Annotated in this window: 8 protein-coding genes; 7 read left to right on the forward strand and 1 reads right to left on the reverse strand. The window is 44.7% G+C overall.

Annotated features, from left to right (window positions below; all coding sequences use genetic code 11):
* Window positions 1–112 precede the first annotated feature (112 nt).
* Complete coding sequence (locus tag D0S24_RS03855) at window positions 113–1,105, forward strand: type IX secretion system membrane protein PorP/SprF (RefSeq protein WP_117018496.1); 993 nt, start codon at window positions 113–115, stop codon at window positions 1,103–1,105.
* A gap of 505 nt (window positions 1,106–1,610) precedes the next feature.
* On the opposite strand, the gene D0S24_RS03860 is transcribed toward D0S24_RS03855, so the two are convergent.
* On the reverse strand, window positions 1,611–2,789 hold the full coding sequence (locus D0S24_RS03860; RefSeq protein ID WP_117018497.1) for a VWA domain-containing protein: 1,179 nt from the start codon (window positions 2,787–2,789) through the stop codon (window positions 1,611–1,613).
* 460 nt (window positions 2,790–3,249) lie between these two features.
* Here D0S24_RS03860 and D0S24_RS03865 point away from each other — a divergent pair, with 460 nt between their 5' ends.
* The 6 genes from D0S24_RS03865 (at window position 3,250) to D0S24_RS03895 (ending at window position 13,253) form a co-directional block, all read left to right on the forward strand.
* Window positions 3,250–5,451 carry a tetratricopeptide repeat protein gene (locus tag D0S24_RS03865; protein WP_117018498.1) on the forward strand — a complete coding sequence of 734 codons (2,202 nt, stop codon included), beginning with the start codon at window positions 3,250–3,252 and terminating at the stop codon, window positions 5,449–5,451.
* A 70-nt stretch (window positions 5,452–5,521) separates the two neighbouring features.
* Entirely contained in the window at window positions 5,522–6,253 is a 732-nt protein-coding gene (locus D0S24_RS03870) for a LytTR family DNA-binding domain-containing protein (protein ID WP_117018499.1), read from the forward strand.
* Between the two features lie 325 nt (window positions 6,254–6,578).
* Window positions 6,579–7,088 carry a gamma carbonic anhydrase family protein gene (locus D0S24_RS03880; RefSeq protein ID WP_117018600.1) on the forward strand — a complete coding sequence of 170 codons (510 nt, stop codon included), beginning with the start codon at window positions 6,579–6,581 and terminating at the stop codon, window positions 7,086–7,088.
* A gap of 257 nt (window positions 7,089–7,345) precedes the next feature.
* Window positions 7,346–8,230 (forward strand): ACP S-malonyltransferase, encoded by an 885-nt coding sequence (gene fabD / locus D0S24_RS03885; protein WP_117018501.1) that lies wholly within the window; start codon window positions 7,346–7,348, stop codon window positions 8,228–8,230.
* A gap of 155 nt (window positions 8,231–8,385) precedes the next feature.
* A complete protein-coding gene (locus D0S24_RS03890; protein WP_117018502.1) occupies window positions 8,386–12,249 on the forward strand; it encodes a Calx-beta domain-containing protein in 3,864 nt (1,287 codons plus the stop codon).
* An 8-nt stretch (window positions 12,250–12,257) separates the two neighbouring features.
* Window positions 12,258–13,253: a type IX secretion system membrane protein PorP/SprF gene (locus tag D0S24_RS03895; RefSeq protein WP_117018503.1), complete on the forward strand. Its 996-nt coding sequence runs from the start codon at window positions 12,258–12,260 to the stop codon at window positions 13,251–13,253.
* Window positions 13,254–13,258 lie beyond the last annotated feature (5 nt).

The raw sequence follows: 13,258 nt of genomic DNA on the forward strand, positions 1-13,258 counted from the left end.
ATCTAAGGATAAAACTTGGACAGTCCCTTGGTTATGGCATATATAATAATGTAGTATTTCAACCGTTATGTTTTATATTTGGACAATGTCATTAATACACTCCCAACCTTAGATGAAACAACATTTATTGGCTTTACTGTCTGTTTTTATGATTGGCTATCAGTCCCTTGCCCAAGAAGGCGTTCCTGTGTATTTTGACTATTTGGCGGATAATTACTATTTGGTATACCCCTCTATGGCCGGAATAGGTGAGGGAGGAAAAATTAGGGCAACTATTAGGCAGCAATGGTTCAGTGTGGACGAAGCTCCCAATATGCAGACGTTGAACGCCCATTTTAGGGTCGGGGAAAGTAGTGGTTTTGGAGCTATCGTATTTAATGACGCCAATGGGTACCATTCCCAAACGGGACTTAAACTTACCTATGCGCATCATTTGAGATTGGGAGGGGATTATAGAAACCTGAACCAACTTTCTTTTGGCCTCAGTGCGGGTATCCAGCAAAGTAATTTGGACGAGTCGGAGTTTGTTTCCGTAATTCCGGATCCTATAGTTACGGGTTCCAGGAATAGTGTTGGCTATTTTAATATGGATTTGGGAATGTCCTATAATTTTATGGAATTCTACGCCCACGCGGCAGTTCACAATTTAATGGGAAGGGGTAGGGACCTATATTCGGCCATTGAGTCCAATAACTTAAGAAAATATTTAATATCCTCGGGCTATGTGTTTGGAAGGAGCGAATGGCAGGTAGAGCCTTCCGTACTTTTTCAGTTCACCGAGTTTACCAAAGAAAAGGCTATCGATATCAATGCCAAGGTCTATAAGAGCGTGGATTTTGGAACGGTTTGGGGCGGGCTGTCGTACAGAAGAAGTTTTGATGGGGCACAATACCAAACCGCCAATGATTTTGGGGAACAGCGTTTACAGCTTATTACTCCTATTGTAGGGGTGAATTACAAAAATTTTCTGGTCTCTTATAACTATTCCTATCAGATGGGGGATATTAGATTTGACAACGGAGGGTTTCATCAAATTACCTTGGGGTACGATTTTGGCCAGACCGAGAAAAGATACGACTGCAAATGTCCTGCGGTCAATTATTGATCCTTTGACCTGTGTTTCAAAAGCCAAAAGCCAAAAGCCATGAGCCAATAGCCCGTAGCCAAGCGTTGAAAAAAGAGAAAAGAGAAAAGAAGGCAATGGTCAATAGCCAATAGTACTGGTCTGTCGGGTCGAGCGCCCGCCCGTACCGAACCCCGATGGTTATCGGGAGAGACCTCAGTAAGCAGTAAGCAGTGAACAGTAAGCAGTGAAAAGTAAGCAGTGGATTGGCCTAGTCCTGATTATGTTGGTTAATAGGAGGTATTGCCCCCTTGAGGGGACCTTAGGGGTGAGGCTAAAGCCAATAGCCAATGGCAATAGTACTGTTATGTCGGGTCGAGCGGAGTCGAGACCTCACTAAGCAATAGGCAGTGAGATCCGTTCTTTGTCACACTGCCCACTGTTTACTGCCAACTTATCACTCATTCCATTTCAAAACCCCTGCCTATGCGGTCAGTCAGGCCTGCCTTTGAAGGTAAATATGTGATTTCATTGCTGGGTAGTTTGGTTACTCCCAACGATAGTTCTTCTTGGCCGCCTGTTTTTGGATGGCGGAGATCATCGCATTCTCCAATTCCCCCTTGTCATTGTCCTTTTTCTGAGAGGCTATATAGGCCTCCCTTTTTTGGTCGAGGTCTTGAATTTCTTTTTGGATATCGCTGCGTTCCCTTTTTTTGGCTGCTATGAAGGAGGTAATTTCGGCCTTGGATTTTTCCCTTAAATCCGTGGGCAATTGCTCCTTTTTTATTTTATCTATGTCAAAATCTTCGGCTTTGGAGGCATCCACCAAGTCCCAAGAGGAGTTAGTGTAGAGTCGGGACGACTTGCTTACCGCCCTTTTAACCGCAACGGCTTCCTCCATTTCCATAGCATTGCTGTCCTGGTCACTTTGCTGTCGTATTTTTGCAGCCCCTAATGCCCCGTAGGAAATATAGGTATTGTTCAATTTGGCATTTAACCTTATGATCACATCATCGTAGGGGGTAGCTATATGTACCACTTCACGGTTATGGTCGATGGCCATATATTCCCCACCCGTTAATTGCGCCCCATTTTTCCATTCCGTATTGATGCCCTGCTCGTAGGCACCGCAAAAAATGGTATTTACAACAACGTCCTTTTCCTTGGCATTGGCAACTGCATCCCTATAATTTAATTTTCCCTGGGTAAAAGGTTCATTGCCGGCAATAAAGATCATCTTTAGCTGGTCGGGATTTTTTCCCCAGTCCAATTGGCTCAAGGAAGTCTGTATTACCTGTCCGCAATATTCTTCCCCTCCATTGGTGGACAGGGAGAATAGTTTTTCTGAAATTTCATCCAGATCACTGCTAAAACCCAAGACCTGTTGAATATAACCTTCCCTTGAGGCCAGATTATCGTTTCCGTATTGGTAGAGGGCAATCTGTAACTGGGGCCTGCCATCGTTTCCACATTTGGCATGGGTAAATTTGTTTACAATATCCCATAATTGGGCTTTCGCCTGATTAATTAGTCCGTCCATGCTATTACTGGTATCCAGCAAGAGGGCAATCTTGACGGTATTATTGCCAGGCTTGGAAACTTTCATGGTCATTTCGGCCATAAAAGGATCCATTAAAGTAGACCCAATATTGGGGTTGTTGCCAAAACTTTGGCCCATTCCTAGGGCAATGGTCCCTATAACTAATAGCTGTTTTACATTTTTCATTGGTACCTTATTTTAGTTAAACATTAATTCCAACTTGTTTTTTTAATGTGAGTTCGATTTAGGATAAATTTCAAATAATTGATAATCAATTATTTGAATTAATGCTTTTGTCTCCTCGAGCGGAGTCGAGAGGTTATTGTATTATAACGCTTTTAAATTGAGGTCTCGACTGCGCTCGACCGGACAAAATTATCATAAACAACTCATTGACAATTAAATGTCAGTTGAACTCACGTTATTTTAAGTTTTTGATATTAATCGATGATATCATTGGGTTAAAAGTAAGGGCAACATTTTTCTAAAAAAATAAGCAATGAGTAAATGGGCAATTTGAGTGAGGCAACGGGAGTTTTGGGTTCGCTAAACTTATTTTATGTTTAAAAACGGTACCAATTACAGGAAAAGGGCATTTTTTAATATGGTTAAAATCAGTTAAGTTTATCCTATTGATCCAAAGGATATGGCCAGATTTTTTTATATATGTTTCATCTTTGTGTTGGGTGTGGCAACGGGGCATTCCCAAATATCGCAGACCGGGTCCGATTTTGAACTTCAGGGGGTGGTCAGGGAAAAGGAAAGTAATCAAGGCCTGGCCGGAGTGGCGGTGTCGACCAATAGTGGCGAATACACATTGACAAATGCAAAGGGGGAATTTAAAATAAAGGTAGCCCTGGGGCAGGAACTTGTCCTTGAGGGTCCCGCCATGGAAACCGTACGCCATAAAGTAACCAGCAAGGAAGATTTGGAGATCTTGGTAGTGGCCGGAGAAAAGGAGCGTATGGGTATAAGTAAAGCAAGTAAAAGAGGGGGATCTGCTTCTTTGTACCATAGTTATATCGATTCTGCCAATTATTACAAAAAGAGCAACATTCGAAAAAGCATCGATTTTATTACACAATCCCTTGCCCAATTGGGGATGGGGAGTAATAAGGAACAGTTGGCAATAGCATATACCACCCTGGGCGAGGTATACCAATATCACAAGCAGTACGATTTGGCCATCTCCAGTTACAAGGATGCCTTGGAGGCCAACAAGACATTAAAAACGTCACTGTTACTTGGCAAGACCTATGTCCTGAACAAGGAGTATGAAGAAGCCGGGAAGTTGTTGTCACCGTTGGAGAAAGTAACTAAAATGGTACCATTTCAAAGGGTGGAGCTGTACGAGATCCTGGGAGATGCTTATGTTGGATCGGGAGATGTGGACAAAGCCGTGGCATTCTATAGCGAGGGGCTTAAAATAGCCGATAAGAACCAGATAGCCCCAAAGACCATCGATCTAAATTCCAAAATAGCCACTGCCTATGCAAAGGACAATCGCCTTCAGGAAGCAAATGCCTATTTTAATAATTCATTGGAGCTTTCTTCCGGACAGGCACCACAACGTTCGGTTCAGGAAAAAGAGAAAGTGGCCGATTTTTACAATCAAAAAAATCAATTTGGTCAAGAAATCCAATTGCGAAAAAAGAGTTTGGAGGATTTAAGGAAAATTCCCAAAAACGAGGCGACAGATGGCTTGTCCATGGAAAGCGATTCCATATCGGCACAAAGGATAAATTATAAAATCGCTAATGCCTATATTGCCCAGGACAAGTATGATGAGGCCATACCTTATTTGGAAGAGAGCATAAAGGATGCGGATGTTGACGATGATTTGTTGGTCCGTAAGGATGCCACCCGAAAATTATCGGAAGTATATAAATATAAGGGCGATTACACCAAAGCCTTGGAGACCTATCAGGAGTATGTGGCCGTGGTAGATACCCTATATGTAAGAAAGGAACAGGAAATAGCCAGGGCGGCCAGATTTAATAGGGAACTGGCCGCTAAGCAAAGTAGAATATCCGGTCTTGAACAGGAGCGGGAGCTCAATCAAAGTAAATACAGCCTGGCACTGACCGAGCAGAAATTGGTGGCCGAAAGTATTAAACGGCAAAATTGGATTATTTATTCCCTGATTTTTGGAATGTTATTGATGGGATTGGCGGCCTACTTCTTTTACAGGAGCAATAAGCAACAAAAGTTGGCCAATAATTTATTGGCCCTCAGATCCCTAAGGTCGCAAATGAACCCCCATTTTATCTTCAATGCCCTTAACTCGGTCAATAATTTTATTGCAAAAAGCGATGAAAGAAGTGCAAATAGGTATTTGAGCGATTTTTCAACCCTGATGCGGGCCGTATTGGAAAATTCCGATGAGGATTTTATTCCGCTGTCCAAGGAGCTGGAATTGTTGGAACTCTACACCAAGTTGGAGCATTCACGTTTTTCGGATAAATTCGACTACCTAATACTAGTGGACGAAGGAATTGATATTGATGCTTTTCAAATTCCGCCCATGTTGTTGCAACCTTATATTGAAAATGCCATCTGGCACGGCCTTAGATATAGGGAGGACAAGGGTTTTTTAAAAATTGAACTGAAACAAAAAGATAAGTTTGCCTTGGAAATTTCCATAACGGACAATGGTATTGGCAGAAAAAAATCGGCCGCCCTAAAGACCCAAAATCAGAAGAAACAAAAATCGAAGGGGATGGGCAACATCAAAAAGAGAATAGAAATATTGAACGATATGTATAAGGATAAGGTAGCTGTTCTTATTTCCGATCTGGAAACCAATGGTTCCGGTACCAAAGTGCTGTTTACAATAAAAAGGGATTGATCAAGGATGGGAATGTTGGGGTCTTTGGTTTAACGGATTTGAGTATTCCTCCAAAAAAGATATATAAAAGATGAAGCTAAACGCTATAATCGTTGAAGACGAGGCCAATAGTAGGGAAATTTTACGTAATTATCTGGCCAAATATTGTCCCACTGTTAATCTAAAAGGCGAAGCGGCAACCATTAAGGATGGACTGGCCTTAGTAGAAGGCAACGACCTTGATGTGGTATTCCTGGATGTGGAAATGCCCTATGGCAATGCTTTTGATTTGTTGGATCGGCTGCCGGACCGTAATTTTGAGATCGTATTTGTCACGGCCTACAACCAGTACGCCATGGATGCCCTTAACGCCCATGCCGCCTATTATTTAATGAAGCCCATTAGCATAGATGAGCTCATAAAGGCAGTAGATTATGTAACGGAAATACGTCAGAAGGAGAGGGCCATTGGGGACCGGGTGCTAACGCCTAAATTCAATAAGGTGGAGGGAAAAATAACCCTGCCGCAACAAGATGGTTTTCAGGTGCTGGATGTAGCCGATATTTTGTATTGCAAGGCCGATGACAACTACACTGAAATATATTTGGAGAAGCAAAAAATTCTGGTGAGCAAAACCTTAAAATATTTTGAGGAGGCTTTAGAAGATTATTCCTTTGCCCGAATTCATAAGTCGTACCTCGTAAACCTTAACGAAGTGGTAAAATATAAAAGGGGAAAAGGGGGCAGTGTGGTGATTTCCAATGGCAAGGAGCTAATGGTCTCTGCTTCGAGAAAGAAGGATCTGCTGTCCTATTTTGAATAGGATGGGAAGCAGTAAACGGTAAACAGTGAGCAGTGGCAGGCAAAAGCCAAAAGCCAATGGCAATAGTGCTGTTTATGTCTGGTCGAGCGGAGTCGAGACCTTAGTTAGCCCGTGGCCTAAAGCCAATAGCCAATGGCCAGAAGCCAATAGCCATGAGTTGAAAAAAGAAAAAAGAAGGCAAAGGCCAATAGCCAGTAGCCAATGGCAATAGTGCTGTTTATGTCCGGTCGAGCGGAGTCGAGACCTTAGTAGGCAGTAATCATTAATCAGTAATCAGTAATCAGTGAACAGTGGAAAACAAGAAACCATAAACAAACTAATTGAGATGATAAAAACGATAAATGGGAAATCGCCCCAAATAGGAGAGGATTGTTATATTGCGGAGAATGCCACCATAGTAGGGGAGGTAAGCATGGGAAACCAATGTAGTATCTGGTTCAATGCGGTATTAAGAGGGGACGTACATTATATAAAAATGGGCAACAAGGTAAACGTACAGGACGGTGCCGTTATCCATTGCACCTATTTAAAGTCGCCCACCACTATTGGCAACAATGTATCCATAGGTCACAACGCCATTGTCCACGGCTGTACCATTCATGACAATGTCCTAATAGGTATGGGCAGTATCGTCATGGACGATTGTGTGGTGGAAAGCAATAGTATCATTGCGGCAGGTGCGGTGCTCACCAAGGGAACCCATGTACCTTCAGGTACTGTTTTTGCGGGGATGCCGGCAAAAAAGATTAAGGATGTCAGCACTGAACTCAGTATCGGGGAGGTAGAGCGCATAGCCAATAATTATGTAAAATATTCCAGTTGGTTCAAGGAATGATTTTTTTATATTTAAAGATGCTTCAAGGATTACGTTTTAGGTCTGTAGGCTTTTAGAAAGGATTTCCGATCCGCCAGAACGGTACGGACGGGCCTGCCTTTGCCGGTAGGCAGGGTCGGAACTGTCTTTTTGGACAGTTCCGGGTGAGGTCTGAAAATCGGAATGTATGTTGGGAAATCCAAATGGACATTAAATCATGCATTCCTAATCAAATAATCTTATTTTTGCCCCTATATAAAATAGTTAAAAATAAACATATGAACGCATATATTTTTCCTGGACAGGGAGCGCAATTTGTAGGAATGGGATTGGATCTTTATGAAAAATATCCCTATGCGCAAAAAATGTTCGAAACTGCCAATGAAATTTTAGGCTTTTCCATTACAGACCTTATGTTTGAAGGTACTGCGGAGGACCTAAAGGAGACCAAGGTTACTCAGCCGGCCATCTTTTTGCATTCGGTGGTCATGGGCAAGGTGATGGGGTCCAGCTTTAGGCCGGATATGGTAGCGGGACATTCTTTGGGCGAATTTTCCGCATTGGTGGCCAATGGGGCGTTGGACTTTGAAGATGGGTTGAAATTGGTGTTCCAGAGGGCAATGGCCATGCAAAAGGCCTGTGAAATACAGCCAAGCACCATGGCGGCGGTATTGGGGCTGGATGATGCCATTGTGGAGAAAATATGTGCGGAAGTACAGGGTATTGTAGTACCTGCCAATTATAATTGCCCGGGACAATTGGTCATCTCCGGGGAAGTGGGGGCTATAAATATCGCCTGTGAAAAGTTGAAGGAGGCCGGAGCCAGAAGGGCCTTGGTACTGCCGGTGGGCGGGGCCTTCCATTCCCCTTTAATGGAGCCGGCTAGGGAGGAATTGGCAGCGGCCATAGAAAGTACGGTTTTTAAAACCCCAAGCTGTGCCATATACCAAAATGTGACCACTACCGCGGTTACGGATCCGGAGGCCATAAAGACAAATTTAATTGCCCAATTGACGGCCCCAGTAAAATGGACCCAAAGCGTGCAGCAGATGGTAGCGGACGGGGCCACTTTGTTTACGGAAGTAGGACCGGGGAAAGTGCTTCAGGGCCTGGTGAAAAAAATCCACCCTGTCGCCGAAACTAGGTCTGCGGAGCTTTCTTAAACGGGCCGACTTTAGTTTATTGCCGTTCATCCGATAAATGTATATTTAACCCTGATTCTTAGGATGGTGGTCTATTTTTTTATTAATATTGATTCCCTGTTTTGGGGATATGGTAAGGCCGTTCCCCAATTAAATCTTTGAATGAAAGACCGGCTATGAAAATAAATACCCTTTTCAATATAATTATCGTTTTTTTGGCCTCCTTGAGGCCGAAGCTTGTCATTCTTTTTGGGACCTTCTTGCTTGTTGGGGTTCATGGGTTTGGGCAGACGGTAACGTTTTCTGCGGCCAGTGGTTCGGACGATGAGAATTCGGGTACCGATATACCGACGCTTGTGGTTGATGGTAACTTCGGAATACCTAGTTCTGTGACGCTTGCCCTAAGTGGCACTGCCGCTGGAGGGGGTGTGGACTATACCCTAGCTAGTACTACGATAGACATCCCTGTTGGGATCTATAGCAATACGGTTATCCCACTTGGCCTGACGATAACGGCGGATGCGGTAGTGGAGCCCGATGAAACTATTGTCCTTGACCTTGGCGGTGCCACCGGTGATGTCTCGATCGTTGCGCCTACCTCTACGACGTATACGATATTGAACGATGACGGAGCGGCCACGGTGGCTTTTTCATCGGGTACAGGTTCCGGTGCGGAGAACTCGGGTACCGGTATCCCGACCCTTTTGGTCAACGGTACGGTTGTGGCCGCAAGCTCCGTGACGCTTACCCCTGGGGGTACGGCCACAGGCTCGGGCACTGATTATACCTTGGCGAGCACAACGATAAACATCCCTGTTGGGACCTATAGCAATACGGCGATCCCACTTGGCCTGACGATAACGGCGGATGCGGTAGTGGAGCCCGATGAAACTATTATCCTTGACCTTGGCAGTGCCACCGGTGATGTCTCGATCGTTGCGCCTACCTCTACGACCTATACGATATTGAACGATGACAGCTATACGGCCAGCATAACCGCAACGGACGCCGCTGCCTCGGAGAGTCCCTTAGGTACAGGTACGTATACGGTGACCCTTGATATGCCCAACAGTAGTGGGGGCGATATCACGATAAATTATACGGTAGGAGGTACAGCTACTTCTGGGGATGATTATGTAGGGCTGTCCGGTACTGTGACCATTGCCAACAACCAACAGTCAAATACGATTTTGTTGACGCCAATTAATGATAACCTAGCGGAAGCAGCTACTGAAACGGTAGTAGTGACCTTGGAAAACGGTACAGGATATACGGTGGGCGCGCCCAACAATGCCACGGTGAATATTGCCAGTGAGGATACAGCTGGTGTTTCCATTGATGATGTAACGGTCAATGAAGGCGATGGTACCGCAACTTTTACCGTTATCTTAAACGGCTTTGTGCTTTTTGGAACCAACGTTTCCTATACTACGGTCGACAATACCGCTTTGGCAGGATCGGATTTTGAGGCTGCTTCAAACAGCTTTTTTCTCTCGGGATTTAATGGTCAAACCGAAACAATTACCATCGATATTAATGAGGATGTCCTAGTGGAAGGAGACGAAACCTTTTTTGTAAACCTCACCAATGCCTCGGGTTTTGCACAGCTTGCCAAGGCAGAGGGAATAGGGACCATTACAGACAATGATAGTTATGTTGCAAGCATTACGGCGACCGATGCTACTGCTACTGAGACAGGCAGTGCCACGGGGCAGTTTACGGTCGACCTCGGTACGATCAATACTACAGGAAGCCCTATCTTGGTTAATTTTGGGGTAGCAACCGGGGGGTCCAATGCGACCGATACAACGGATTATGCCAATATAGGGACTAGCGTTTCAATTGAGGATGGTGAGCAGACAGGGCTAATTACGGTCACACCTGTGGATGATGAACTTGTTGAGGGTCCAGAGACGGTAGTGCTTACCCTCGCTACTGGCACAGGCTACAATGTGGCCACGGCACCCAACAATACCGCGACTGTTACCATTGCCGATAACGATAGTTATGTTGCATCGATAACCGCTAACGAACCTACTGCCTCGGAGACGGACAGTGCCTCGGGGCAGTTCACGGTTAGCCTTGGGGCGGCCAACGCCACAGGAGGTGCGATTGAGGTGAATTATGTAATTTCAGCAGGAGGTTCCAATGCAACCAATACCACGGACTATGCAACCATTGGAACAAGCGTGTCTATAGCCAATGGAGACCAGACAGGGCAGATTACGGTCACACCAGTAGATGATGATTTGGCTGAGGGTTCCGAATCTGTGATATTGACATTGACCTCAGGTATAGGGTATGATGTTGCCTCTGCACCCAACAATACGGCTACGGTAATTATTGCCGATAACGATAATTGTATGGAGGCACCCCTAATAAATGATACTCCTACCATTTTTTGTGAAGATTTTTCTCAAGACTTGGATGCCTATACCGATACTGCAATTCCTTCCGGTTTTGAGCTAATTTGGAAAAGTAGTAGTGATTTTAATTCTGGGGCAGAATATGACATTGTCAGTGATCCTGCCACCTATTATGGGTTCTTGCACAATGAAGGTTCTGGATGTACCAGTCCTCCTCTGGAGGTTACTTTGGTTCGTAACGAGCCTCCCGTGGTAGAGGAAAGTCCAACCAACCTTACTATTTGTGGACCAGGCATGGTAACCTTAAGCGCAGCGGCATCTGGTGGAGGCAGTTTGTTTTGGTACGATTCGGAAACGGGTGGAGTTTCACTGGAAGAGGGAAGTAGCTTTTCACCTAACGTTACTGTAACTACTACTTATTATGTGGAGGCCTTTGCCAATGGTTGTTTCTCAGAACGGGTACCGGTTACGGTAACCGTGGCCGAATCCCCGGATACGGGGATTACCACCAATACTACGGCCTGTAGTACGGTTGGGGAAGACTCCAGCAGTATTGACCTGGATTCTACCCGTAGCGGGGGAGACAGCGGGGTATGGAGCATAGTGGGCACCCCACCGGGAAGTATTGCCATTGCTGCGGGCAATATGGTGAATTTTGAGGGAGTCCCCGATGGGGATTATATCTTTAGTTTTACTACCAATACCGCCGTGGCCCCTTGTCCGGACGAAAGTGTGGAGGTTACTATTTCGGTCACTAGCTGTACCGTGGATTCCGATGGGGACGGTATCCTAGATCAGGACGAAATGGCTTTGGGACTGGATCCCAACGATGCGGATACGGATGGCGATGGCTTGGATGATTTAGTAGAAGTGGGGCCGGATATAGATAGTCCGTTGGACACCGATGAGGACGGAATAATAGATGCGCTGGACTCCAATATTTTGGATTCGGACAATGACGGGGTAGTGGATCAATTGGATCCGGCGAACACCAATCCTTGTATCCCTGCCATTTCTGAGGCCTGCCAGATAGACCTTGCCCTGGAGAAAACAGTGGATAAGGAAAGCGTATTGGTAGGTAGGGAAGTTGTTTTTACGGTAACTTTGACCAATCTAAGTCAGATGATGGTGACCAATATAGCGGTGAACGATCTTGTGGGTCCGGCAACAGGTTTCCAGTACGTAAACAGTGTTGCCACCAAGGGGGTGTATGATGCATTGGCCGGGGTATGGCAATTGGATGAGGTTTTGGCAGAGGAGATCAATACTTTGACCATCACTGCCATAGTGCCCGAGGAGGGCAGCTATCAGAATGTGGTGGCCCTTGTAGATTCTTTTCCCGAGGATTCCAATGCAACCAATAATACGGCTTCGGCTACGGTAACGGTGACACCAAGGTCATCGAATGAATGTGGATTTCTCTTTAATATGATATCTCCTGATGGTGATGGAACAAACGATTTGTTACGCATTAACTGTATAGAGGATTATCCAAATAACAACCTTCAAATTTATGACCGTTATGGGAATGAGGTCTTCGCTGCCAATGGTTATGACAATACTTGGACGGGTACCGGAAATAATGGGGATCTGCCAAAAGGGACCTACTTTTATATCTTGGATCTAGGTGACGGCACAGAAGTCAATAAAGGTTGGATCCAAATCATAAGATAAAATAGACTATGAATTTAAAAATATACAATAAGGGGTATAGAAATATTTTATGGTTTTGTGGCCTGCTGTTTTTTTCAGTGGGAATGCTTTTTGCACAGAAAGAACCCCAGTATACCCAGTATATGTACAATATTGGTAGTTTTAACCCCGCCTATGTAGGTACCGTAGAGACCCCGGATATTACAGGATTGTACCGCGTACAATGGTCTGGAATTCCAGGTTCGCCAAGAACATTGAGGTTCGGCGTAAACCTGCCCTTTGCCAATGAAAAAAACGGCTTGGGATTTAATGTGGTAAGCGATCAATTGGGACCCACCACCCAAACCTATATAGATGTGGCCTATTCCTTTCAGGTAAATATTACGGAGGATACCAAACTGTCCTTTGGGGTGGATGCCGGAGGCTCCCTATTGGATGTAGATTATACCAAGGGCGATTTTGAAAACCCAAATGAGCCCTTGATCAATAATGCGGATGCCTTTAATAAATTTTACCCCACTGTGGGGGCGGGGGTATTTATGTACCAGACAAACTGGTACCTGGGGGTATCGGTACCCAATTTTTTAACCTCAGGCCTATATGCGGATGAAGTGTCCAAAATAGTGGAAGATAAAATGCAGTTCAACTTGATTGGGGGGTATGTTTTCGATTTTTCGGAAGGCCTTAAGTTTAAGCCGGCCTTCTTAATGAACTATTTAAATGGCTCGCCCTTAAACCTGAATTTGTCTACTAATTTTTTAATTAACGACATAGTAACCTTAGGGGCCTCCTATAGATTGGATAACGCCCTGAGCGGTCTGGCCGGATTACAAATTTCCAATAGCCTGTTCCTAGGGTATTCCTATGATTATAATACCAATGGACTTGGGGAGTACAGTCAGGGTTCGCATGAGGTAATATTGAAGTTTTATTTGGGTAGGGGAGGCAGCAAGGTTAAAAAGGAAAATAATAATAGGGATCAAAAAGGAATGCCGAAACAGATAGACAGTCCCCGGTTTTTTTAAACATA

This window comes from Arenibacter sp. P308M17, assembly GCF_003426735.1.
GTDB lineage: Bacteria > Bacteroidota > Bacteroidia > Flavobacteriales > Flavobacteriaceae > Arenibacter.

Excerpts from the sequence above, each read along its gene's own strand:
- D0S24_RS03855 (WP_117018496.1), top strand. The coding sequence starts at position 113 with ATGAAACAACATTTATTGGCTTTACTGTCTGTTTTTATGATTGGCTAT.
- D0S24_RS03860 (WP_117018497.1), bottom strand. The coding sequence starts at position 2,789 with ATGAAAAATGTAAAACAGCTATTAGTTATAGGGACCATTGCCCTAGGA.
- D0S24_RS03865 (WP_117018498.1), top strand. The coding sequence starts at position 3,250 with ATGGCCAGATTTTTTTATATATGTTTCATCTTTGTGTTGGGTGTGGCA.
- D0S24_RS03870 (WP_117018499.1), top strand. The coding sequence starts at position 5,522 with ATGAAGCTAAACGCTATAATCGTTGAAGACGAGGCCAATAGTAGGGAA.
- D0S24_RS03880 (WP_117018600.1), top strand. The coding sequence starts at position 6,579 with ATGATAAAAACGATAAATGGGAAATCGCCCCAAATAGGAGAGGATTGT.
- fabD (WP_117018501.1), top strand. The coding sequence starts at position 7,346 with ATGAACGCATATATTTTTCCTGGACAGGGAGCGCAATTTGTAGGAATG.
- D0S24_RS03890 (WP_117018502.1), top strand. The coding sequence starts at position 8,386 with ATGAAAATAAATACCCTTTTCAATATAATTATCGTTTTTTTGGCCTCC.
- D0S24_RS03895 (WP_117018503.1), top strand. The coding sequence starts at position 12,258 with ATGAATTTAAAAATATACAATAAGGGGTATAGAAATATTTTATGGTTT.